Here is a 21,197-nt window from a genome sequence, read left to right on the forward strand (position 1 = left end):
AAGCCCCTCCCACATTTGAAAATCACCAGGCAGTTCGAACCGTTTGTCTTCTATATAGCTCCACAACACTGAATTTCTTGCTATAAACGCACTCCGATGACCATTCGCCAAGCCCGTCCTGGTGCCTTTGGGGGTTAAATCGGAAAAAATGCCTGTCTTTTCAGTTGCTGCGCCCTCAAGTCGGCCTTAGACTGCCGCCCCTCGTAAATTGAGTGCCGGGTGGCGCTTGAAATGGATGGCGCCCTTCCGAGACCTGAACAGGTCGGCCGGAACGCTCCCTTATTCGCCTTAATGCACGTATTTTTTATAGAGAAATCAATGACAAAGGAAAAGTTGCTGGCCATGCCGGCGGATGACTACATGAATGCCGAACAGCACGCTTTTTTTGAGCAGTTGCTGCAAGACATGAAAGTGGAGCACCACGAGCGCATTGAACAGAACCGTATCGCCATTGAAAGCCTGGACACCCCGGCTGATCCGGCCGACGCTGCTTCCGTGGAAGAAGAGCGCACCTGGCTGGTAAATGCCATCGACCGCGACCAGCGCATGCTGCCGCAACTTGAGCGTGCACTGGAACGCATCAAGGAAGATTCCTTTGGCTGGTGCGATGACAGCGGCGAGCCTATCGGCCTCAAGCGCCTGCTGATCAGCCCGACCACCAAGTACTGCATCGAAGCGCAAGAGCGCCACGAGCAGATCGACAAGCATCAGCGCCAAGCCTGATGTGGTGAAGCTGAGGGGCCGTGTACGCGGCTCCCCAGAGAAAAACCCGTTACACCCCGTCTATTGATCTGCTGCAAGCTACCCCACTAAAGGCCCATGGATAATGGCCCGATACTGGCGTTTAATGCAGGCACAATAACGACAAGCAGCGGGGTAACGAAGATGGCTGGAGACGGAACTCTGATGGGCGCAGCAGTGCCACCCGGTGCGGTGGTGCGCGGGTTGCCCGGCTGGTTGATGCCGCTCTTGCAGAGCACCGCCCTGGTGCTGGTCCTGCTGGGCCTTGCGTTGGCCAGCCTGCCGCTGTATCTCTGCCTGCCATTGGCCCTGCTGGTCATCTGGTTGCCCCGCCTCAAAAGTCCCAAGCCTGTGATTGCGCAGTCTGATGCCGCCGATGCGATGGGCGAGCTGACCCGCGACCTCTCCTATACCACCAGCCATAACGCACTGTCCGCCGCCGGCGTGGCCTATTCGGTCAAGCAACTGGCTGCGCGCGTGCAGTCGCAATTGAGCGCGGCCAAGCAGATTGTCGACAATGCCGAAGTGATGATCGGCACCGAGAAGATCACCTCCCAACTCAGCCGTGAGGCCTTGGCGGCCGCCAGCCAGGCCCATCAGCGCAGCACTGAAGGTCGTGAGGTGCTGGCCCATTCGATCACCCGCATGCACCAGCTAAGCCAGCGTGCCAACGCCAGCCGCGAGCTGATCGAGGCCTTGAGTCAGCGTAGCGAAGAAATCCAGCGCGTCACCCTGGTAATCCAGTCCATCGCCAGCCAGACCAACTTGCTGGCGCTTAACGCCGCCATTGAAGCGGCGCGGGCCGGCGAGCATGGGCGCGGGTTTGCCGTGGTGGCGGACGAAGTGCGCGGGCTGGCTGGTCGTACCGCCACGGCCACCGATGAAGTCGGGGTGATGGTGGCGGATATCCAGCAACGCACGGCCCAGGTGGTGGAGCAGATTCGCCAGTTGTCGGCGGATTTGCACATCGGCGTCGAGCAAGTGGAGCAGGCCGGCGAGCAATTGCACAGCATCGCCAGCCTGGCAGCGGATGTGGAAGGGCAGGTCAGTGAGATCGCCCAGGGCACGGACACCAACCGCGCCCAACTCGATAGCTTGTTCCACGCCGTTGAGCAGATGCGCAGCGACCTGGACGTGAGCGACCAGCAAACCCGCCAACTGGCCGACGCCGCCGTGCAAATGGAGGGGCAGGCCGAAACCATCAGCGAACGCCTCGCCGAGGTCGGGCTGGATGACTATCACCAGCGCGTCTACGACCTGGCGCGCGAAGGGGCCAGCCGCATTGCCGCGCAGTTCGAGGCAGACGTGCAGCAAAGCCGCATCAGCCTGGACGACTTGTTCGACCGCAGTTACACGCCAATCCCCAAAACCAGCCCGAGCAAGTACCACACGCGTTTCGACGGTTACACCGACCAGGTGTTGCCGGCGATTCAGGAGGCGCTGCTGCCGCGTCACGAGGGGTTGGTGTTTGCGATTGCCTGCACTCCCCAGGGCTATGTGCCGACCCACAACAAGGCGTTTTCCCAGGCGCTGACCGGAGATGCCCAGGTGGATGCGGTGCAGAATCGCACCAAGCGCAAGTTCGAGGACCGCACCGGGATTCGCTGTGGCAGCCATCAGCAAGCGGTGCTGTTACAGACCTATACCCGCGATACGGGCGAGCTGATGCACGACCTGTCGGTGCCGATCATGGTTCGGGGGCGGCATTGGGGTGGCTTGCGTCTGGGTTATAAGCCGGAGGGGGCGAAGGCTGTGCGTTAGGCGCTTGTGCAAGCGCCTGCGAGCTGCAGGCGGCCTGCGGCGAAGGGGGTTACCGAGGTTGATGCAGGCGCTGGTTGAGCTCATCCACGCAGATGGCCCATTCGGCGTCTTCACGCAGTTCTTCCTTGAGAAACTGAGCCTGTTGCGGCGTCCAGAACGGCGCGTCGATCAACTTGACGTCGTCACTCAGCGGGTGCGCGGCAATGAAGGCGTCGATGGCTTGCGGCGACGAGTCCAGGCCCAGTTGTTCAAATAACGTTTCGAGTGTCGGTAGTGGCGCGTCCATATCAGTCTCCCTGCGGGTTTTAGGATGGTTATGCATGGGAGGCTTGCGGCGCGGTAGAGTTCTATCGGATTGTCAGGAGGTCAGCGCCCCTGAATCCACTGCGGTCTTGAGCGCCAGGGCGGATTCTTTCCCCGCGGTGGCAGCGGTATCCAGTGTCTTGAACCAACGGTCCTTTTCAACCTGGTGCGTGGTGACGGTGGTCAACGGTGGCTTGGCGCGCATCACGATCACTGCTTGAAACTCACCGTCTACTTCCCTTGCGTCGCCGTGGATGAAAAACTCGCCAATATCAAATTCCGTCACGTATAGCCTTCCCTTCGAGGTAACCAACTGCACTGATGAAACCTGACCCGAACGGGGCCAATTTCAATGGACAGGCCAGTATGGCAGTTGTTGAGGGGCGGCGGCGCAGTAAAGTCATCCGGGTGACGAAACGATCCCGTCGTGCAGGGAGGCCTCCAGGCGCTTGGCCAGTTCGCAGGCCTGGATATGGTCGCTGCGAAAGCCTTTGATCCTGCCGCTGGTGACTTCGCGGATATGAAAGAAGTTTCTTCCGGCCGGTACTACCTGGTAAAGAATAGAATTGGGGTACCCGTCGGGACTGTGCAGGCAGTAGTATTGGTGTTCGTCCTGAAGCGATGAGCGAGTTCGGGAAGACGTAGCGTCGTTTGGGCGTCGTTGCATGGTCAGCTCCTGTCGATCGATCTTTGTTGACCCAGCAGCAGCGTTTCAGGTGGTTTTAACCCGCGTTGCTGTTTTAGTATTGTCGTCGGCAGTCGGCCGTTGGTTCCATGCCAGGCTTTCTTGGTGTGTTTGAATTGTCGGAAACTGCGTTTTTTAAGGGCGTTATTCTCTGAAGCGGGTCGACCGGTATTCTCTGGTTATTGAACCTGTGATCTCCTGCGAAGGCTGATGACCTTGCACACGGCTCATTGTGTACGTCTGTACTAGTCTTGGGACGCAGCCGCGAGATCTTCTTCAGTTTTTCTATGAATGTGTTGTGTGATCGTGCCGAGATGGCCGTTTTTTTGTGCTGCCCGCTCTGGCGGACAGCGCTCTTTTCGATGTGGGGGCGTTTCCTTGGCAGTCAGTAATCTGGATATGCACGCGTTGTTCGTGCTGGGCGATTTGCGCGCAAAGTTGGTCAAGCAGTTTCAATCCCGTTTCGTTTACATCACTGAGCAGACGCCAGAAGGCATCTACGTCGCCGAAATCGACACCGAGGCGGCGCTGGTCGTGGATGACAAACCGCGCCTGGAGCTCAAGGTGGGTGACCATTTTCGTGCTGCGGTACTGCCCAGTCGCGAAGGTGGCAAGTTCGAACTCAAGTTCCGCGATATCAAGTTGACGGTGTATGGCCTGGGCGACTACGCCTTTGTGTCGACGGCCGATGGCCATGGCATCGTCTTCAAGGAAGGCCACAGCGTGATGCTGGTGTTTGCGGCCAACGAACAACTGCAGGAAGGCCTGACCAAAACCCTCAAGGCCGTGACCGGCAAGGCCGCCAAGTGGCGCAAGGGCGAGCTGGTGACATTCAAGGCCAGCGAATAACCAGCAAATACAGCGAACATCTCCTATCTCCCGGAACCTCTACTACAGTTGAGTTGACTTAACTATTCAGAGGCTTCGCGCATAGTCAGCAAAGCCGTCCGCTGTTTGCTGCGATATCGCGAGGTGCAAGGGGATGAAAGGATTGAGAACGCTGTTGGCGGCCTTGTTGACGGCCATGAGCCTGTCAGTGTCGGCCGCGCAGGCGCCGGTACACTTTGCCGACCTGAACTGGGAAAGCGGCAGCCTGATCACCGAAATACTGCGGGTGATTGTCGAGAAGGGCTATGACCTGCCCACCGACACCTTGCCCGGCACCACCATTACCCTGGAAACCGCCTTGGCCAAGGACGACATCCAAGTCATCGGTGAAGAGTGGGCGGGACGCAGCCCGGTGTGGGTCAAAGCCGAAGCCGAGGGTAAGGTTGTCGGCTTGGGCGATACGGTCAAAGGTGCCACTGAGGGTTGGTGGGTGCCGGAATATGTGGTCAAGGGTGATCCCGCCAAAGGCATCAAGCCCCTGGCGCCGGACCTTAAGAGCGTGAAGGACCTGGCCCGTTACAAGGACGTGTTCAAGGATCCGGAATCGCCTGGCAAAGGGCGCTTTCTCAACAGCCCCATCGGCTGGACCTCGGAAGTGGTCAACAAGCAGAAGCTCAAGGCTTACGGCCTTGACGACAGCTACGTGAACTTCCGCAGTGGTTCGGGGGCGGCGCTGGATGCCGAAATTGCCTCGTCGATCCGCCGGGGCAAGCCGGTGTTGTTTTACTACTGGTCGCCGACGCCCTTGATGGGCCGCTATAAGTTGATCCAGTTGGAAGAGCCGCCGTTCGATGCCGACGCCTGGAAAACGCTGACGGATGCGGATAATCCCGATCCGAAACCTACGCGGTCCCTGGCGTCCAAATTGAGCATTGGTGTGTCTACCCCGTTCCAGAAGGAACATCCGCAGATAGCGGCGGTTTTCGAGAAGGTCGAATTTCCGATTGAGCCGCTGAATAAAGCCTTGGCGAGCATGAGCGAGAAGCACACACCGCCACGGGAGGTGGCTCAGGTGTTCATGAAACAGCACCCTGAGGTGTGGAAGGCCTGGTTACCGGAGGATGTGGCGGGGAAGGTGGAGGCAAGCTTGAAGTAAGTCTTGCTACCAGATGAAGGTCAAACTGTGGGAGCGAGCAGGCCCGCTCCCACAGTTGATTGCATTCCAGGTTTAGAAGCGGGTTTGCAGCGCCACCTCGAAGGTTCTCGGCGAGCCAAGGTAATAAGCCGGCGACACATGGGCAAATTCGGCATACACCTCATTGGTCAAGTTACGCACCCGGCCAGTGACCGAGGTGTGAGCATCCACCTTGTAGCGCAGGAACGTGCCAAACAGGGTGTAGGCGGGCACGGTCATCGTATTGGCGTTATCCGCATACACCTCGGCGACATAACGTGCGTCTACGCCGCCTTGCCAGTCCTCGGCGAAATCATACGTCAACCACAGATTACCTACGCGCTTGGGCACGTTGGTCGGCGTATTGCCCTTACGCGAAACCACCGCGCCGCTGGCGATCTTCTCGTTGAACTCGTCGTACTCGGCCGCCACCCAGGCGAAGTTGCCCTCTGCCAGTAACCTCGGCGTGAGGCGCAGCGAACTGGCCAGCTCGATGCCCTTGGACGACTGCGCGCCGACCGGGATGCTGCTGGTCGGGTCCTGCGGGGCGGTGACGGCAAAATCCTTGCGCTCGATCCGGTAGGCGGCGACGGTGGCTGAGCCACGCCCATCCAGGTAGTCGAACTTGCTGCCCACTTCCCACTGTTTGCCGGTCGATACATCGAACACCTGCGTGGTGGTGTTCGGTTGCTCGGCGGCGGTGCTGTACTGCACGTACACATTTGCCGATGGGACAAACTGGTAGGTCAGGCCCACACGGCCGGTTACCGGCTCCCAACTGCGCTTGAAGTGCCGCGGGTTGGTGGCCGTGACTGCGCGGTGGTTGGTCACATCCAGGTCGATGGCGTCATAACGCAGGCCGGTGAGCAACGAGAGTTTGTCGGTGAGGCCCAGTCGGTTTTCCACGAACAGCGCTTTGGTCGTGACTTCATTGGTCTTGTCCTTACCGAACTTCTCCTGGGTTCGCGGTAGGTCGTAGAAGTGCCCGGGGTTGTAGGCGTTCGGATCCACCGTGCTGTTGCCCGGCACATTCCAAGGCGTGTTGGTGGTGCTGTTGACCTTGTACTCAACGCCGCCTGACCACGTGGTCGACAAGCCAAAGACACGGGCGTCATGGCGCAGCTCGAACTGGTTGCCGTTCTGTTCGCCTTGATGGCGCACCTGGTAGGCGGTGGAGCGGTTCACCGCGCTGTTATTGGCGTTGTACTGGTAGGTCTCCAGGTTGCGGTAGTCGCGTTGGCTGTCGAGATGGTAGAGGGTGTTTTTCAGCGTGGTGCTGTCGTTGATCCGGTAATCGATGATCGAGCGTGCCCACAGCGTGCGCTGCTCATAACGACCGTCTGCGACGTTGTAGTTGTTGAAACGGTTATGTGTGTCGATTTTCAACTCGCCGGCCTTGGGGTTGAGCACGGGCGTGCCCCAATACGGGCTGTCTTCATGCTCATCCTGATACTCCAGGGCCAGGGTGTGGGACAGGTTGGGGGTGAGGTCGCTGAGCAGTGAAAACGCCAGGCTCCAGGCATCGCGTTGAGCGCGGTCGATGTAGCTGTGATTGGTGTTGCGGCTGACATCCAGGCGCGCGTAGTGCTGCACCTCGGCGCCCGGTTCCGTCAGGGCATGATTCACGCCGAAGGCCATGCCGGCGGTGTCGTAGCTGCCATAGGTCAGTTGGCCTTCGGCAGCGTGTTCCTCACGGGTCGCCAACTTGGTCACGTAGTTCAGCGAGCCACCCACGGAGCCGGCCCCATTGATCAGGGAGGAAGGGCCGCCGACCAGTTCCACCCGGTCATAGATCCACGCATCCACCGGCCGCGCCAGGCCGGTGGCAACGTTGATTCCGTTGAACATCTGGGTGATCTGGCTGCTGGTGAATCCACGATAAGACACAAAACCTCCAAATCCCGGCGGAGCGCTGGCATTGACGCCAGGCAGGGTGTTGGCGGCATCACGGAAGGTCTTGGCGCCGTGGCGCTCAATATCGTTGCGATTGGCAATCGCCACCGACGCCGGGGTTTCCCGCACGCTCAATCCCAAGCGCGAAGCCACGCCGCTGGATTGCTCCAGGCTCAGGCCGGGTTCGGTCGTTGACTCGCCATCAATGGTGGTCGGGGCCAGCTCGATGGCCCAAGTGCAGACAGGCAGGCAGCCGAACAGGCCCGCCAACAGGGGTAAATGTTTCATGGTTGAATCCTGAAAAACTTGGCTTGAAAGCAACGCACAGCCTTCCGTATTTCCGTGGGGAAACCGTGGCGGGTGCGGATCGGAAAGCGAAGGGATCAGGTGAAGGCAGGTGGGGCACGGGGATTAGCCGTGGGCCAGGTGAAGCGGGCAGGGATGTCAGCGGCCAGCACAATGGCTGGCGGCGGTGCATGGGGTTGTGGCAACACAGCCACATTCAGGCTGGAGCTGAGCGCCGGCCCCATACCGCCGGTCGAACACAGCGGGCAACCAAATGCCTTGGACAGCGTGGGCAGGTTTTCATCGGTGGAGTTGGACGGCTTGGGCGCCTGGGTACGCGGGTCCACGGTACAGAACTGACCGCCGATGCCATTGAGCTGCATCCCAACCATCTGCCCATGCCCGATACTGCAGACGAACACATTGAACAGGACGCAGCAATACAGCATCCAGGCAATGAGTGAGCGGTCGGCACGGGCAAGTTTCATGGGGCGGCACTTTACCATCAGCCGCCGACGAAATGCCTGCAAAAAATCCCTGGGCGACTATCCTGTCTCGCACCTTTCAGGAGAGCCAGCCATGAGCTTTGTCATCGCACGGTGGATCGTCGGCATTTTTACCTGCATCAGCATGGTCCACCTGTACTGGGCGGCGGGCGGCAAACTCGGCAGCCTGGCTGCCATCCCTCAACTCCCGGGCGAATTCGCCGGCGGGCCTCGTCCTGCGTTCAAACCGTCGGCTCTGGGCACTTTTCTGGTGGCCATGGGGTTGGTCGCGATTGCACTGCTCGTCTGCCTGCGGGCCGGGCTGTATTTCTCACCGGTATCCCACGGAGCGTTGCAGTGGGGGATCAGCGCGATTGCCTTGGTGATGTTTGCCAGGGCGATTGGGGACTCGGAGTTGGTGGGTTTTTTCAAGAAGGTGGGCGGGTCGCGGTTTGCGAGGATGGATACGTGGGTTTATTCGCCGTTGTGTCTGGGGTTGGGGGTGGGGTTGTTGGTGGTGGCGTGGGGGTAAGGCCCGATCGTTTTTTTAGGTTACTGGGTCATGGCTGAATGAAGTACAAGTTCGACATAGAGCCAGAAATTCTCCTGGCTTTCCCCGACTTAAGATATTCGTTGAAGTCATGCTCCAAAGACGCTTTGTTTGTGTATTTCTTGTATCTGTTCGGCACCTCACATGCGTACATATACAGCCGCCAAGGGTCGAATCCATCAACCCTTTCATCAGGACCATAATCGAAATCGACACAAATGTTAGATAGGTAAACACTGCAGCCAATACCATGAAGTTCGTAGGTAACTTCTTCGGTAACGGGCCCGCGTTGCGGAATTTTTTTGGCGCGCCATAGCCCAAGAATATTTTTGGTTCCGAACGTACGCTCAAGTAAGTCTGTTGCTTTTTTTACCTGTGCTAAATACTCGGTTATCAGGTTTTCCAGGGTTTGAGTTTTCATCTTCTTGGCCTTTCTAATCTATCGAGCCCGACTTCATTTGAAGCATCTACCACATCTTTGGTGCTGCTAAACGAGCTTTTGTGGCTATCTAAATCTTTGATCAGTCTTATGGTGACCGGCGTGCGTGTGCGCCTTGCTGCCGAAGCTCTATGCTATGTCGGCATTGAATGCTATAACCAAAGCTGTTTTGTAATGGGTTGTGTGATCTGTTGAGTTATTCATTGGTCCAATTATTTGGTGTTTTCTGAGTTGTTTTTATAAGTTGTCTGTGTTGTTGGTGTTTGAGTTTTAGGCTCGTTGCTTCATAAAAATAAATATCAATAGGGTCTCCAATGAATATCAGAATGCCGTTAATTACTTGGCTTTATATGTTGCTTGCCAAAATTGTATATTTATAGTTTGTGGTGAATAAAGTTGTAGCTGTCTTGAATGTCTATTTTCTGTATTTTGTTTTTTTTGAGAGCTGAAGATATCTCGCTTTTGAATTTTGTTGGGTATATAAACTGCATTGCTGCATGTGTTTCTTCTTCGTAGAATCTACAGAGTAACAAGCTGTCATTCGAGTCTAAAAAGTAACTAATATTTTTCGCGGTAATATTTTTTTCAAAAATTAACATGCTTTTCCAGAGTGTCTCTATCTCGCTTTTTGTTTTTTCTAATATTAAAAAAACGCTACTTGATCCTTCTAGCGCTAAGTTGTTTATTTTTATGGGGTTGTTTGGCCTGTTTTTGATCATGGAGTATGTATTGCTTTTTTCGCTCTTTTGCAAGAGGTCTCCACTTTTTAGTTGGCTGGTTAAATATTTTCTTGATAAGTATTCCTCGGTTTTTGAGTTGGGTTTTTGTCCGCGAATTACTTTCCATTCTCTTTTAAAGTACCACGTTTCAGAAAGGTGCTCCACAACACTGCACCAGGTTTTCCATAAGTCAGGAAAGTTGTGGTCTATCAAAGTTGTGGTAGTGAACTCACTGTTGCTTATGCAGTCCGCATCTGTCCAAGGCCTGACGCCGAGCTCGTTTATATAAGCGGTTTTCATTTTGATCTCTTAAAGTACGTATGGGAGTTGTCACAAATTTTTAGCGGGGTCTTAATTTCGTGTATCGTATTTTTGGTATTGAAGTGGGGGCCATGATTTCCTTCCAGATGTCCGAGAGAGTGTTCGTAAATCGTAGTAAGGTGGCCATTTTTTAAGCTAAAAACATATACTCGTCCCATTATGTGCTTATTCTGATCGCGAATTTTATCTCGATAAATTTCTAATGGTTAACTGTTCGGCATATTCAAGCGGGTCTTCAAGAATCGCCTGAACCAGCTTGATGCTGCCATGCTCATCCAACATGACCCGCGTGGAGCTACCGTCATCCAGCCCGATCACCTCGACCGGGATGTCACCAATCGGCACGTCATACGCCGACTCGAACTTGCTCTCGATCTTCAGCTCGCCACCCACCTGGCAGATGGCAACGCTGCCCATGAAGTCCGGGTCGGTCATGCTCGCTGTGGTGTGCGAATCACCCATCCGTACCACCCGATCCATTCCCAGCAACGACGGCATATCCGCCGCATGTTCGATAGAGGCGATGTGGGCAGCGTGGGTCATCCGTGACGTCTCGGCAGAGGGCAAGGCGTCGGAGTCTGCCGCAGCAAAAAGCGGCTGGATGAACGGTTTGGAAAATCAGAATGGGCTGACAAATGCTGGAGAAAAACCGCGTGAACCCACCTCAAAGGGCTACACAAAAAAGCGAGCCGACTGATTGCAGCAAGGCCCGAATAAACCATCTCAAATAAAAACTGCTCTCATCCTTGCCCGATTTGCGGACATGGCCGTCATGATTAATAGAACCTCTATGACCCAGGATTTCCCATGTCGCGCCTCGCTCGTCCCTTGCATCCACTGGCCCTGTCAGTGGCGATGGCTTTTGCCGCCGTGCCGTTGCTGAATGTCCAATCCGCCTATGCCGAAGCTAGCAGCAGCGCCGTGCGCAGCTTCCAGATCCGGGCCGGTGACTTGAGCCAGGCCCTTAATAGCCTGGCCGAGCAGGCGGGGTTGGTGCTGGCGTTTGATGCAAGCTTGACCCGAGGCAAGGTCAGCAATGGCTTGAGCGGGCAATACGACACCGATGTGGCACTGAGCCAGCTGCTGGCCGGCAGCGGCCTGCAAGCCATGAAGATTTCCGCCGACCGTTACCGCCTGGAAGCCATCCCGGATAACGGCGGTGCCCTGGAGTTGCAGGCCACCACGATCAGCGGCGCCTACCAGGCCGAAAGTCCCACCGGGCCGGTGTCCGGTTATGTGGCCACGCGCAGCCTGTCTGGGACCAAGACCGACACCGCGCTGATCGAAACGCCGCAGTCGATCTCCATCGTCACCAAGGACCAGATGCGTGCGCAGAACGCCGAGAGCCTCAACCAGATCCTGCGCTACAGTGCTGCCGTGGTCCCGGAAACCCGCGGCGCTACCGCCTCGCGCCTGGACCAGTTGACCATTCGCGGCTTCGCCCCGGCCACCTACCTTGATGGCCTGCGTATGCCATCGAGCCGGGATGCCTTGCCGCAAAAAGACGCTTTCGACCTGGAGCGCGTCGAAGTGCTGCGCGGCCCGGCGTCGGTGCTGTACGGCCAGGGCACGCCGAGCGGAGTGATCAACATGGTCACCAAGCGCCCGCTGGACACGCCGTTTCATGAAGTGGGCGTGGAATACGGCACCTTCAACAAGAAGCGCACCACGTTCGATTTGAGCGGGCCGATTGACGATCAGGGCGTGTATTCCTACCGCGTCGCAGGACTGTTCGACGACGCCGACGGCCAGGTCGAACACACCGAGACCCGCCGCCAGTCGCTGTCCACGGCTTTCACCTGGCGCCCGGATGACGCCACGTCGCTGACCCTGCTCGGGCATTTCCAGAAGGACCCCAAAGGCGCGTCCTACGGCTCGGTGCCGGCCTGGGGCTCGGTGTTGCACAGCCCGACCGGGCGCAGCATCGATGTGGATTTTTATGATGGCGAAAAGAGCTTCGAGAAGAGCGACCGCGAGTATTACTCCATCGGCTACGCCTTCGAACATCACTTCGATGATGTGTGGACCGTGCGCCAGAACGCGCGTTACCTGCGCAGCGAAGGCCAGTACCGCAGCCTCTACAGCAACTACCTGATGACGGATTATCGGACCATCCGCCGTTCGACCATTGCCACCGATGTGGACATGGATGCGTATACCCTCGACAACCAGGTACAAGCCAAATTCGACACCGGCCCGTTGCAGCACACCTTGCTGATGGGGCTCGACTATCAGAACACCAGCACCGATACCCTGTCCGGTTCGGGCACCTACACTGCCGGGCCGACCCTGGATATTTTCAACCCGGTCTACGGCGCGGCCGTTGCGGTACCGGCGTACACCACTGACGGCACGTCACGCAGCGAACAGACCGGCGTCTACCTGCAAGAACAGATGAAGTGGGACAAGTGGGTGTTGTTGCTGGGCGGCCGCTATGATTGGGCCAGCACTGACAGCACCACCAAGACCCTGCGCACGGGGACCAAGAGCCAGTCCTCGCTGGACAGCAAAGCCTTCACCGGGCGTGTCGGCCTGGTTTATCTCTTCGATAATGGCCTGGCGCCGTATGCCAGCTACTCGGAGTCGTTCAACCCCCAATCGGGCACCGGGTATGGTGGCTCGGTGTTCAAGCCGACCGAAGGCAAGCAGTATGAAATCGGCATCAAGTACCAGCCGCCGGGCAGCAACAGCTTTATCACCGCAGCAATCTTTGACCTGCGACAGAGCAACGTACTGACGACCGATCCGGACCCTACGCACCTGTGCGGCACTGGCCGCTGCCAGAGCCAGGACGGCGAAGTGCAATCCCGTGGCTTTGAACTGGAAGGCAAGGCCAGCCTCAATGACAACCTGGACATCACCGCGGCCTACGCGTATCTGGATAATCGCATCAGCAAGTCCAACAACACCGTGCGTTACGCGCCTATCAGCGACATCGGCGTAGGCCCGGCAATCAATGCCGAGGGCACCACCACCTACGCGGTTCCGCGCCACACGGCCTCGGCGTGGGCGGATTACACCTTCCATGACGGCAACCTCAAGGGGTTTGGGGCCGGGGCGGGGGCGCGTTATGTCGGTTCCTCGTGGGGCGATACGGCTAACACTCTGAAAGTACCGGGCTACACCTTGTTCGATGCGGCGGTGCACTACGACATCAAGAACATCGTCAACCTCAAGGACAACCTGCGCCTGGCGCTGAACGCCACTAACCTGGCGAATAAAGAGTATGTCGCGTCGTGCTTTTCGTACTCGTGGTGCTGGTATGGCTCGCAGCGTACGGTGCAGGCGAGTGCGACTTATCAGTGGTAAACGCCTGAACCCCTTGTGTAGGGGGCTTATTGTGGCGAGCGAGCTTGCTCGCCAAAAGGCCTGTTCGCCACAGGATTGTCGCCATAAAGTTTTGCCGATAAGGCAATTTAATGGCCCCTTTGTAACAAAATCCTCGCCAGAATCGCGTTTATTTTCAGGCGGTTAGGTGGGGATGCAAATGCGCAATGTTGGAATCATGCTGATCGCCTGCTCCCTGGCCGGCGGCGCGGCGGCCGTGCAGGCTCGGGAGCTGCGCGAGGGTGACAAGTACATGTGCAGCTGGGGCGCCGGCACCGCCGCCAGGGCCCAGGAACTCAAGCTGTCAGGGGTATCGCTGTACGCTGCGCGGCAGAAGATCCAGACGATCAAGTTCAACAAGTCGTGGATGCGCATGATGGCCATGGGCATCACCGAGCAGACCTACGACAGCCGTTCACGCCTCAAGCCCGAGGCGATCCGCCAAAGCTTCTATCAGGACTGTGTACGCTACAAAGTCGCACGCAAGTGATCACCGCGACAGCGGCGAACCGGCATCTTCCTGAAAGAACAGCTTCGCCGTTTCAATAAACCGTCGATTGGCCTGGGACAGGTACTCACTGGCGCGCCAGCACAGGTTGAAGTGCATGAACTGGGCGGGCTCGAACGACACGCCGGCGATCCCCGGTTCTTGCTCCTGGACCGAACGCAGCAGGGTGGAGACGCCCATGCCGCTGCGGGTGGCGGCAATCACCAGCGGCACGAAGTTACTTTCCAGGGCGATATTGAAACGCACGCGGGCATTGCTGCAAAAGGTGTCCAGCAGGTGGCGTTGCAGGAAGGTGTTGTCGAACACCAGCATTGCCTCGTCCTGCAACTGGGGGGCCGAAATCGACGCCGCTCGTGCCAGCCGGTGGTGCTCAGCCATGCACAACACCATCTCATCGCTGCCAAGCAACACCGAGTCCCAGCCCGGATCGACCCGCCGCGACTCCAGCAACGCGACATCAATGTCCCGCGTGGCGAGGCGCTCGCTGATGTCGTCGGCACTGCCTTCCACGACATGCATGGCAATGCCGGGGTAGCGGGCGCGGAACTGCATCAGCAGCTCCGGAATATGGCGGATGCCATACATGGGCGGCACACCGACGCGGATCTCGCCGCTGTGCAACTGGTTCAGGTCCTGCAGTTCCCGCCGTGCGCCTTGCAGGCCCAGCAGGCAGGCTTCGGCACGCGCCAGAAACAACAGGCCCTCGGCCGTGACGCTGATCTGCCGCGTGGCCCGGTTGAACAGGGCCACACCCAACTCATCCTCCAGCCGACCCACCGCCATGCTCAACGCCGGTTGCGCCACATGCAGTACCTGGGCGGCCTTGGTGAAGCTGCCTTGGCGGGCGATTTCGACGCAATACTCCAGGGCTTTGAGGTTCATAAAATGCTCGCATAACAAACAGTGATGAGTTGCTTAACAAATGGATATTTTCTGTGATGGTGGCGAGTCTATAACCTGTCGGCACTCTTCTCCAGACCGGATTTGTCATGACCCTCGCTCTTTTCCCGTATTGGCTCGTCACCCTTATCGTCGGCGCCTTGGGCGGCAGTCTCGCCAGTTGGGCGGGATGGCCGTTGCCGTGGGTGATTGGGTCGTTGCTCGCGGTGCTGCTGACCCGTTGCGCCGGTGGCCCGGCCCCGGAAATCCCCCGCGGCCGCCAAGCCGGGCAATTAATCGTGGCGGTCGCGATCGGCTGCCATTTCACCCTGCCGGTGATGCAGCAAGTGGCGGACCATCTTGGGTTGATCGTCACGGCGGTGTTGCTGACCCTGGTGTTGGCACTGTGTTCGGTGTTGATCCTTTATCGCTGGGGTGTGCCGTTTGGCACGGCGTTCTTCGCATTGATGCCGGCCAACTCCAGCGAGATGGTCCACTTGGGCCGTCAACGCCAGGCGGACACCGGTTTTATCGCGGCTGCCCACAGTGTCCGGTTGTTGCTGATCCTGCTGGCCGTGCCAGCTATCGCGACCTTTGGCATATCCCCTGCAATTGCACAGGCCCCTTTGCCGGTGATCTGGCCTTGGCTGATTTTCATCCTGGCCATGGCCTGGTTGGCGGCGCTGGGTTTCAAACGCTGCAACGTGCCCAACCCGTGGACGTTCGGGCCGTTCCTGATCTGTGCGGTGGGGGTGGGCTGCAACAACTTGTCGATGAGCATGCCAGGATGGCTGAGCGGCGCTGGCCAGCTTCTGATTGGCTGCGCCCTGGGCGCTGCGTTTGACAGCGGTTTTCTCCGTCGTGCGCCGGGCTTTCTACTGAAGGTAGTGGTGTTGATGGCAGGTTCGGTGATCACCACCGGGTTGGCCGCTTGGGGGCTGGGGACGTGGCTGGGCCTGTCGTGGCTGTCGCTGGCCTTGGGCATGATGCCGGGCAGCGCCCCGGAAATGAGCCTGACTGCCGAGGCACTGGGGCTGGCGTCACATTGGTGACGGCAATGCAGGTGATCCGCATGCTATTGATCCAGGCCGCGTGCCTGCCGTTGTATCGTCTATTGAACCAAGTTCCTGATGAACGAACTTCAAAGCGTGCAGCGTTGTGGTAACTGATAACCCCTTTTTATAAGTGGAAATATACCCGGTAGTTGCACCAAAAAGTGGCACTTGAATTTCTCACTACCTTAAAAAACATGTGGTTATTGAAGGACTTACGGCACTTTTAATCCGACGAATGGATTGAAATAGTCTTGTTACACGTTTTTACAGTCGTTACTATAGCCGGGCGTTCACCTCCCACGGTTTATGCATTTTTGAATCCCAAGTTTCCATCAGCTACTTGGGATTTTTTTTGCCTGGAATTTGACCGCCAGCGTCAAACCTCACCGTCGGTAAACTCCGCACGCATCCGTCCATTGCGTTTGGCTTGATAAAGCAATTTGTCGACATCCTCGACAAAACCCAGCATTGGGCTGTCGGGTGTGACGATACGTGTACCGACGCCCAGGCTAAGGGTCAGCAGGTTCGACACCGCCGAAAAGCCATGCTCGATCTGCTGCTGGCAGATCAGGTGCAGGCAACGCCGTGCCACCTGTCTGGCCGACGCCGCGTCGGTTTCCGGCAGCAGCCATACAAACTCTTCACCGCCGATCCGCGCAATGAAATCCCTTGGTCGGTTGGCCGCCAGGGACAAAGTGCGTGCGACCTGGCGCAGGCATTCATCACCCTTGATATGGCCGTAGTGATCGTTGTACTGCTTGAAGAAATCGATATCCAGAATGAGCAACGAGAGCGGCAACTGGCTGCGCAGGGCGCTGGCCCATTCGCGCTCAAGCACGGTGTCGAACATGCGCCGGTTGGCGATACCGGTTAGGCCGTCCTGATAGGAATATTCCTCAAGTTGTTTTTGCAGGCGTATCAAGTGCTCTTCGGTTTTCTTGCGTTCGCTGATATCGAACATAAAGCCGATCAGGGCTTCGACCTCGCCATTCTTGCGCACCACGTGCACCACATCACGAATCCACACGTAGTCGCCATTGACCGTGAGCGCTCGGTAATCCGCCTCGTGGTCCACGCCGGCGCGGGACTGTGACACACAGAAATTCACCACGTATTCCCGGTCATCCGGGTGCATGCGCTCGACCCAGTCGTCCACGCTGACCCAGCTTTGCGGGGTCCAGCCCAGCAATGTCTCGATCTGCGGGCCGATATAGCTGAAGGTCATGGTCTGCCAGTCGATGCGCCAGGGGATGGCTTTGGTCGACTCCAGCAGCGTTCGGTACACGTCACTGTCGGGCTGGCTCGGGGGATCGATGCTCATGGGCGTGCTCGGGGATGGTGGCGAATAGCCAAGAGCCTCTTTTGATTGACACCTTGAGTCAAGCGTAAGCCGGGGCAGCAGACGAGAGGTCGTGACAGGGGCTTTTTGGCGCCAAGGTATCGGCGTGTTCGCTGCGAAATGAGGCGTGGCCAGCACTTTTACATCAGTCGCCCGGTGCCCGCTGAAAGCTCATCTCTGATGCTTGCATCACAACCAAAGGGGGGTTACAGGCGACGCAGAAAGGATTTGACGATGTGTCTGGTGGCATCGGTGGTGTCCAACTGGTCCAGCGCGCCATAGGCGTACCACTGGCAATCGACGATCTCGTTGCACGGCCGCGCCTGCGCAATATTCACCACCGACGCTTCGAACACGTGGTGCAGCGTGTCGCGTGCCTTCAGTTCCTGCAGGTACAGCAGGCCATCCACGTTCAGCCCGGTTTCCTCTTCCAGCTCGCGTTCGGCGGCGCCCACCGGGCGTTCGTCACGCTCGACCTTGCCGCCGGGCAAGGCCCATTTTGATCGGGCCTTGCGCACGAAGAGGATATGCCCCTCGTGTTCGCAAATGACCGTTGCCCTGATTTTCATCGTCTGTGCCCCCGCCGCGGGATGAATGTCATAAAAGTGTAATGCAATTGTCATGCTAACTGTTTATGGCGTGTCGGCGCAGCTATGTGGATACTGCCCGACTGAACAAAACGCACGAGGGAAACAGATGAGCACCGTACGTTGGGGCATGATCGGTTGTGGCAGTGTCACTGAGTTGAAGAGTGGACCCGCTTTCTACAAAGCGCCAGGTTCGGCCCTGGTGGCCGTGATGGGGCGCCGCGAAGCCGCCGTGCGCGATTATGCGACACGCCATGGGATTGCCCGCTTTTATACCGACGCCCGGGCGCTGATCAACGACCCCGAAGTGGACGCGGTGTACATCGCCACTCCGCCTGACAGTCACCTGGAATACAGCCTGATGGTGGCTGCGGCCGGCAAGCATTGTTGCGTCGAAAAACCTATGGCACTGAATGCCGAGCAAAGTGCGCTGATGCAACGCACCTTCGAGCGCGCCGGGCTGCATCTGTTTGTCTCCTACTACCGCCGTTCGCTGCCGCGCTTTGTGCAAGTACGCGACTGGTTGCGCGACGGTCGCATCGGCGAGTTGCGCCAGCTCACCTGGACCCTGTGCAAACCGCCGGCTGCCGAGGATGCAAGCGCCGCCAATTGGCGTACCGACCCGCTGATCGCTGGTGGCGGTTACTTTGCCGACCTGGCCAGCCATGGGTTTGACCTGTTCCAGTACCTGGCCGGGGATATCGTCGAGGTGTCGGGCTTTAGCGCACGTCAGGCCGGGCGCTATGCGGCCGAGGACGCGGTGACCGCCTGCTGGACCTTCAGCTCGGGCGCGTTGGGCATGGGGTGCTGGAACTTTGTTGCCGACCGCCGGGAAGACAAAGTCGAGTTGATCGGCAGCAAGGGCCGCATCACGTTTGCGGTCTTCGAAGACAACCGCTGCATCTCGAAGGCGAGATCAACGAAGTGCTCGACGTGCCGTGCCACGCGCATATCCAGTGGCACCACGTGTTGGCCATGAACGCGCATATCCGGGGTGAAGCCGAGCATCCGTCGCTGGCCATCGAGGCGTTGAAGACCGACCGGATCCTGGACAAGGTGCTACAACGTAACCCCAATCATCCCGGCTAGACGCGATATACCTGTTTTTTTCAAGGAATAGACGGATGAAATACTGGATAGCGTTGTGCCTCGTGTTCGCTACAGGCGCTATGGCGGCCCCACGGAGTCAGGGGACGCCTGGAGAGTTTGATTTTTATGTGTTGTCGCTGTCATGGTCGCCGACGTTTTGCCTGACGCACCCGGACAATGAGCAGTGTTCGGGCAAGGGCTACGGATTTGTGCTGCACGGCCTTTGGCCGCAATACGCCAAGGGCGGCTGGCCGGCGTCCTGTAACCCGCAGTCGCGCTTGTCCCGCGAAGAGCTGGACAAGGGCGCCGCATTGTTCCCCACTCGTTCGCTGCTCAAGCACGAATGGGCCAAGCACGGTACTTGCAGCGGTCTTGAACCGCTGGCCTACCTGGAGAAAACCGATGTGGCACTGGGCGTCGTTGCCATTCCAACGCAACTGCAGCCGTTCAATACACCGCCATCGTTGCCTGCCCGTGAGATCGAGGCGTTGTTTCGCGAGAGCAACCCGCGCATGGGCAATCATGGGTTGGCGGTGATTTGTAAAGGCAAGGTGCTGTCGGAAGTGCGCGTGTGCCTGACCAAGGACCTGGCGTTCGCCGGCTGCCCGCGCAGTGTGAAAACCCAATGCCGGGAGGGCGATATCCGCATTCCTGCGCAGCGCTAAGGCAGCATTGCCGCGGGACTGAGGGGCAGGGTGATTTTGTTCAATACCGTTTCGGCTCGGGCTTATACCGTGGAACCCTCTTTACGCATCACCATAAAAAGGGAACCGCAATGAGCTTGATTATTTCCATGGCCGCCTTCGCCCTGGCCACCTCCATCACACCGGGACCGGTCAATGTAGTGGCGCTGAGTTCCGGTGCGCGCTTCGGTTTTGTCGCCAGTCAGAAACATGTGTTCGGCGCTGCCGTCGGCTTTACCCTGCTGCTGGTGCTGATCGGTCTTGGCCTGCATGAAGTGCTGCTGCGCTGGCCGATCCTGACCCAGTTGATCCAATGGGGCGGCGTGGCCTTTCTGTTGTACATGGCCTGGAAACTGGCGGTCGATGATGGCCGCCTGGACGCCGAGGGCACGGCCACGGCACCGTCGATGCTCTACGGCGCGATCATGCAATGGCTCAACCCCAAGGCCTGGCTCGCCTGCGTAGCGGGGATGGGGCTGTTTGTGGCCGATGGCGACGCCGGGCAGGTGTGGCTGTTTGCTAGCCTCTACCTGGTGATCTGCTACCTGTCGGTCGCGTGCTGGGCCTATGCGGGCACCTTTCTACGCCGCTACCTGAGCAACCCCCAGGGCGTGCGCGTATTCAACCGCTCAATGGCCGCGTTGCTGGTGGCCAGTGTGGGTTATTTGCTGATGGCTTGAGCCGGTCGCGGTACTGGCCGGGCGTGGCGGCGAAATGCTGCTTGAAGGCGCGCTGAAAATGCGCCTGGTCGGCAAAGCCTGCGGCCAGTGCCACGTCGGCGATCAGCTCACCGTTACGCAATTGAGTGCGGGCAAACTGGATGCGTAGGTTCACCAGGAAGGCATGGGGTGTGAGCCCGTAATACTGCTTGAAGGCACGGATCAGGTACGACGGCGACAGCTCGGCTGCCAGGCAGATATCTTCCAGCTTCAAGGCCTCGGTGCAGTGTTCGCGGATGTAGTCGGCAGCGCGCTCCAGCTTGTAGTTGACCTCCCGTACTGGCGTGAGCGACGGGTTCAGGCGTAGCTGGACTTCGCTGAAGTAACTGACCAGCGCGCTTTGCTTGTGCAGGTGCTCGGCCTGTTCGTCGACAACGATGCGGTACAGCTCCAGCAAACCCTCGTAGAGCACCGGATCACGGCTGTACGGCGTACTGAACGAGCGAAAACCTTGATCGGCGCTGAAGCCCAATTGGTGCTGCAGATCGGTCAGCCAAGGCGTGTCGATGTACAGCATCTGGTACGACCACGGCTCGTTTTCGATCGGATTACAGGCGTGTACATCGCCGGGGTTCATCAGCACCAGCGTGCCGGCACTGATCTCGAAAGTCTGTGCGCCGTAGTGGTAGTAACTGCGCCCTGCGGTGACCGCGCCGATGGAGAAGTGTTCGTGGGCATGCCGCGTATAGGTAACCTTGCGCCCGTCGTCGATGCTGCGCGCTTCGAGAAACGCGAGCGCCGGATCACGCCAGAACAACGGAGCGGTAGAGGCGGGCATACGGGCAGCTCCCTGAAGTGATCGAATGAACCGGCGAGCAGCGTTATAC

At 58.2% G+C, this 21,197-nt stretch carries 23 protein-coding genes and 1 pseudogene; 11 read left to right on the plus strand and 13 right to left on the minus strand.

Annotation, left to right across the window (positions count from 1 at the left end; genetic code table 11):
- The first annotated feature begins 318 nt into the window (after window positions 1-318).
- Entirely contained in the window at window positions 319-723 is a 405-nt protein-coding gene (locus IQK56_RS00005) for a TraR/DksA family transcriptional regulator (protein WP_010564800.1), read from the plus strand.
- Between the two features lie 546 nt (window positions 724-1,269).
- Window positions 1,270-2,502 carry a methyl-accepting chemotaxis protein gene (locus IQK56_RS00010; RefSeq protein WP_425274634.1) on the plus strand — a complete coding sequence of 411 codons (1,233 nt, stop codon included), beginning with the start codon at window positions 1,270-1,272 and terminating at the stop codon, window positions 2,500-2,502.
- 49 nt (window positions 2,503-2,551) lie between these two features.
- Here the strand turns inward: IQK56_RS00010 and IQK56_RS00015 are convergent, their stop codons facing one another.
- From IQK56_RS00015 to IQK56_RS00025, 3 genes are all read right to left on the minus strand, one after another.
- Window positions 2,552-2,788: a DUF2789 domain-containing protein gene (locus IQK56_RS00015; protein WP_122307691.1), complete on the minus strand. Its 237-nt coding sequence runs from the start codon at window positions 2,786-2,788 to the stop codon at window positions 2,552-2,554.
- Between the two features lie 72 nt (window positions 2,789-2,860).
- The gene (locus tag IQK56_RS00020) at window positions 2,861-3,091 is read right to left on the minus strand and encodes a hypothetical protein (RefSeq protein ID WP_122307690.1); all 231 of its coding nucleotides are present in this window, start codon (window positions 3,089-3,091) and stop codon (window positions 2,861-2,863) included.
- 114 nt (window positions 3,092-3,205) lie between these two features.
- Complete coding sequence (locus IQK56_RS00025; protein WP_122307689.1) at window positions 3,206-3,472, minus strand: hypothetical protein; 267 nt, start codon at window positions 3,470-3,472, stop codon at window positions 3,206-3,208.
- Between the two features lie 417 nt (window positions 3,473-3,889).
- Here IQK56_RS00025 and IQK56_RS00030 point away from each other — a divergent pair, with 417 nt between their 5' ends.
- Together IQK56_RS00030 and IQK56_RS00035 are read left to right on the plus strand one after the other, a co-directional pair.
- Window positions 3,890-4,339 (plus strand): hypothetical protein, encoded by a 450-nt coding sequence (locus IQK56_RS00030; protein ID WP_193864023.1) that lies wholly within the window; start codon window positions 3,890-3,892, stop codon window positions 4,337-4,339.
- A gap of 133 nt (window positions 4,340-4,472) precedes the next feature.
- Window positions 4,473-5,474, plus strand: coding sequence for an ABC transporter substrate-binding protein (locus IQK56_RS00035; RefSeq protein ID WP_193864020.1), 1,002 nt, complete (start codon window positions 4,473-4,475; stop codon window positions 5,472-5,474).
- Window positions 5,475-5,546: 72 nt separating this feature from the next.
- On the opposite strand, the gene IQK56_RS00040 is transcribed toward IQK56_RS00035, so the two are convergent.
- Together IQK56_RS00040 and IQK56_RS00045 are read right to left on the minus strand one after the other, a co-directional pair.
- Window positions 5,547-7,673: a TonB-dependent receptor gene (locus tag IQK56_RS00040; RefSeq protein ID WP_193864019.1), complete on the minus strand. Its 2,127-nt coding sequence runs from the start codon at window positions 7,671-7,673 to the stop codon at window positions 5,547-5,549.
- A 95-nt stretch (window positions 7,674-7,768) separates the two neighbouring features.
- Window positions 7,769-8,158 (minus strand): DUF2946 domain-containing protein, encoded by a 390-nt coding sequence (locus IQK56_RS00045; RefSeq protein WP_122307685.1) that lies wholly within the window; start codon window positions 8,156-8,158, stop codon window positions 7,769-7,771.
- A gap of 91 nt (window positions 8,159-8,249) precedes the next feature.
- On the opposite strand from IQK56_RS00045, the gene IQK56_RS00050 reads away from it, so the two are divergent.
- The gene (locus IQK56_RS00050) at window positions 8,250-8,687 is read left to right on the plus strand and encodes a DUF3995 domain-containing protein (RefSeq protein ID WP_150761841.1); all 438 of its coding nucleotides are present in this window, start codon (window positions 8,250-8,252) and stop codon (window positions 8,685-8,687) included.
- A gap of 28 nt (window positions 8,688-8,715) precedes the next feature.
- Here IQK56_RS00050 and IQK56_RS00055 read toward each other — a convergent pair whose 3' ends face one another.
- From IQK56_RS00055 to IQK56_RS00070, 4 genes are all read right to left on the minus strand, one after another.
- Complete coding sequence (locus tag IQK56_RS00055) at window positions 8,716-9,126, minus strand: DUF6896 domain-containing protein (protein ID WP_193864018.1); 411 nt, start codon at window positions 9,124-9,126, stop codon at window positions 8,716-8,718.
- A 392-nt stretch (window positions 9,127-9,518) separates the two neighbouring features.
- Window positions 9,519-10,163, minus strand: coding sequence for a hypothetical protein (locus tag IQK56_RS00060; RefSeq protein WP_193864017.1), 645 nt, complete (start codon window positions 10,161-10,163; stop codon window positions 9,519-9,521).
- Window positions 10,160-10,381, minus strand: a complete 222-nt coding sequence (locus IQK56_RS31570) for an HNH/endonuclease VII fold putative polymorphic toxin (protein WP_425274635.1) — start codon at window positions 10,379-10,381, stop codon at window positions 10,160-10,162. The genes IQK56_RS00060 and IQK56_RS31570 overlap by 4 nt, the downstream gene beginning before the upstream one ends.
- On the minus strand, window positions 10,368-10,727 hold the full coding sequence (locus tag IQK56_RS00070; protein WP_246500100.1) for a hypothetical protein: 360 nt from the start codon (window positions 10,725-10,727) through the stop codon (window positions 10,368-10,370). The genes IQK56_RS31570 and IQK56_RS00070 overlap by 14 nt, the downstream gene beginning before the upstream one ends.
- 264 nt (window positions 10,728-10,991) lie before the next feature.
- Between IQK56_RS00070 and IQK56_RS00075 the strand changes: the two genes are divergently transcribed.
- Both IQK56_RS00075 and IQK56_RS00080 read left to right on the plus strand, forming a co-directional pair.
- Window positions 10,992-13,493: a TonB-dependent siderophore receptor gene (locus tag IQK56_RS00075; RefSeq protein WP_193864015.1), complete on the plus strand. Its 2,502-nt coding sequence runs from the start codon at window positions 10,992-10,994 to the stop codon at window positions 13,491-13,493.
- A gap of 178 nt (window positions 13,494-13,671) precedes the next feature.
- The gene (locus IQK56_RS00080; protein WP_026139966.1) at window positions 13,672-14,001 is read left to right on the plus strand and encodes a hypothetical protein; all 330 of its coding nucleotides are present in this window, start codon (window positions 13,672-13,674) and stop codon (window positions 13,999-14,001) included.
- Here the strand turns inward: IQK56_RS00080 and IQK56_RS00085 are convergent, their stop codons facing one another.
- Complete coding sequence (locus IQK56_RS00085) at window positions 14,002-14,901, minus strand: LysR family transcriptional regulator (RefSeq protein ID WP_193864014.1); 900 nt, start codon at window positions 14,899-14,901, stop codon at window positions 14,002-14,004.
- 107 nt (window positions 14,902-15,008) lie between these two features.
- Here IQK56_RS00085 and IQK56_RS00090 point away from each other — a divergent pair, with 107 nt between their 5' ends.
- Entirely contained in the window at window positions 15,009-15,950 is a 942-nt protein-coding gene (locus IQK56_RS00090; RefSeq protein WP_246500102.1) for an AbrB family transcriptional regulator, read from the plus strand.
- Between the two features lie 379 nt (window positions 15,951-16,329).
- On the opposite strand, the gene IQK56_RS00095 is transcribed toward IQK56_RS00090, so the two are convergent.
- Both IQK56_RS00095 and IQK56_RS00100 read right to left on the minus strand, forming a co-directional pair.
- Complete coding sequence (locus IQK56_RS00095; protein WP_193864013.1) at window positions 16,330-17,274, minus strand: sensor domain-containing diguanylate cyclase; 945 nt, start codon at window positions 17,272-17,274, stop codon at window positions 16,330-16,332.
- 224 nt (window positions 17,275-17,498) lie between these two features.
- A complete protein-coding gene (locus IQK56_RS00100; protein ID WP_122306641.1) occupies window positions 17,499-17,861 on the minus strand; it encodes an NUDIX hydrolase in 363 nt (120 codons plus the stop codon).
- Between the two features lie 127 nt (window positions 17,862-17,988).
- Between IQK56_RS00100 and IQK56_RS00105 the strand changes: the two are divergent.
- The 3 genes and pseudogenes from IQK56_RS00105 to IQK56_RS00115 all read left to right on the plus strand — a co-directional run bounded on the left by IQK56_RS00105 (window position 17,989) and on the right by IQK56_RS00115 (window position 20,331).
- Window positions 17,989-18,968: pseudogene (locus IQK56_RS00105) on the plus strand (Gfo/Idh/MocA family protein).
- 35 nt (window positions 18,969-19,003) lie between these two features.
- Window positions 19,004-19,633 (plus strand): ribonuclease T2 family protein, encoded by a 630-nt coding sequence (locus IQK56_RS00110; protein ID WP_150761832.1) that lies wholly within the window; start codon window positions 19,004-19,006, stop codon window positions 19,631-19,633.
- Between the two features lie 110 nt (window positions 19,634-19,743).
- The gene (locus IQK56_RS00115) at window positions 19,744-20,331 is read left to right on the plus strand and encodes a LysE family translocator (RefSeq protein ID WP_150675952.1); all 588 of its coding nucleotides are present in this window, start codon (window positions 19,744-19,746) and stop codon (window positions 20,329-20,331) included.
- Here IQK56_RS00115 and IQK56_RS00120 read toward each other — a convergent pair.
- A complete protein-coding gene (locus IQK56_RS00120) occupies window positions 20,273-21,148 on the minus strand; it encodes an AraC family transcriptional regulator (protein ID WP_193864012.1) in 876 nt (291 codons plus the stop codon). The two genes, IQK56_RS00115 and IQK56_RS00120, sit on opposite strands and share 59 nt — an antisense overlap.
- Between the last annotated feature and the right edge of the window lie 49 nt (window positions 21,149-21,197).

This window comes from Pseudomonas cyclaminis (assembly GCF_015163715.1).
GTDB classification, from domain to species: domain Bacteria; phylum Pseudomonadota; class Gammaproteobacteria; order Pseudomonadales; family Pseudomonadaceae; genus Aquipseudomonas; species Aquipseudomonas cyclaminis.

Excerpts from the sequence above, each read along its gene's own strand:
- IQK56_RS00025 (WP_122307689.1), bottom strand. The coding sequence starts at position 3,472 with ATGCAACGACGCCCAAACGACGCTACGTCTTCCCGAACTCGCTCATCG.
- IQK56_RS00060 (WP_193864017.1), bottom strand. The coding sequence starts at position 10,163 with ATGAAAACCGCTTATATAAACGAGCTCGGCGTCAGGCCTTGGACAGAT.
- IQK56_RS00050 (WP_150761841.1), top strand. The coding sequence starts at position 8,250 with ATGAGCTTTGTCATCGCACGGTGGATCGTCGGCATTTTTACCTGCATC.
- IQK56_RS00095 (WP_193864013.1), bottom strand. The coding sequence starts at position 17,274 with ATGAGCATCGATCCCCCGAGCCAGCCCGACAGTGACGTGTACCGAACG.
- IQK56_RS00035 (WP_193864020.1), top strand. The coding sequence starts at position 4,473 with ATGAAAGGATTGAGAACGCTGTTGGCGGCCTTGTTGACGGCCATGAGC.
- IQK56_RS00100 (WP_122306641.1), bottom strand. The coding sequence starts at position 17,861 with ATGAAAATCAGGGCAACGGTCATTTGCGAACACGAGGGGCATATCCTC.
- IQK56_RS00110 (WP_150761832.1), top strand. The coding sequence starts at position 19,004 with ATGAAATACTGGATAGCGTTGTGCCTCGTGTTCGCTACAGGCGCTATG.
- IQK56_RS00055 (WP_193864018.1), bottom strand. The coding sequence starts at position 9,126 with ATGAAAACTCAAACCCTGGAAAACCTGATAACCGAGTATTTAGCACAG.
- IQK56_RS00120 (WP_193864012.1), bottom strand. The coding sequence starts at position 21,148 with ATGCCCGCCTCTACCGCTCCGTTGTTCTGGCGTGATCCGGCGCTCGCG.
- IQK56_RS00080 (WP_026139966.1), top strand. The coding sequence starts at position 13,672 with ATGCGCAATGTTGGAATCATGCTGATCGCCTGCTCCCTGGCCGGCGGC.
- IQK56_RS00115 (WP_150675952.1), top strand. The coding sequence starts at position 19,744 with ATGAGCTTGATTATTTCCATGGCCGCCTTCGCCCTGGCCACCTCCATC.
- IQK56_RS00015 (WP_122307691.1), bottom strand. The coding sequence starts at position 2,788 with ATGGACGCGCCACTACCGACACTCGAAACGTTATTTGAACAACTGGGC.
- IQK56_RS00040 (WP_193864019.1), bottom strand. The coding sequence starts at position 7,673 with ATGAAACATTTACCCCTGTTGGCGGGCCTGTTCGGCTGCCTGCCTGTC.
- IQK56_RS00005 (WP_010564800.1), top strand. The coding sequence starts at position 319 with ATGACAAAGGAAAAGTTGCTGGCCATGCCGGCGGATGACTACATGAAT.
- IQK56_RS00010 (WP_425274634.1), top strand. The coding sequence starts at position 1,270 with ATGATCGGCACCGAGAAGATCACCTCCCAACTCAGCCGTGAGGCCTTG.
- IQK56_RS00085 (WP_193864014.1), bottom strand. The coding sequence starts at position 14,901 with ATGAACCTCAAAGCCCTGGAGTATTGCGTCGAAATCGCCCGCCAAGGC.
- IQK56_RS00045 (WP_122307685.1), bottom strand. The coding sequence starts at position 8,158 with ATGAAACTTGCCCGTGCCGACCGCTCACTCATTGCCTGGATGCTGTAT.
- IQK56_RS00075 (WP_193864015.1), top strand. The coding sequence starts at position 10,992 with ATGTCGCGCCTCGCTCGTCCCTTGCATCCACTGGCCCTGTCAGTGGCG.
- IQK56_RS00070 (WP_246500100.1), bottom strand. The coding sequence starts at position 10,727 with ATGACCCACGCTGCCCACATCGCCTCTATCGAACATGCGGCGGATATG.
- IQK56_RS00090 (WP_246500102.1), top strand. The coding sequence starts at position 15,009 with ATGACCCTCGCTCTTTTCCCGTATTGGCTCGTCACCCTTATCGTCGGC.
- IQK56_RS00030 (WP_193864023.1), top strand. The coding sequence starts at position 3,890 with ATGCACGCGTTGTTCGTGCTGGGCGATTTGCGCGCAAAGTTGGTCAAG.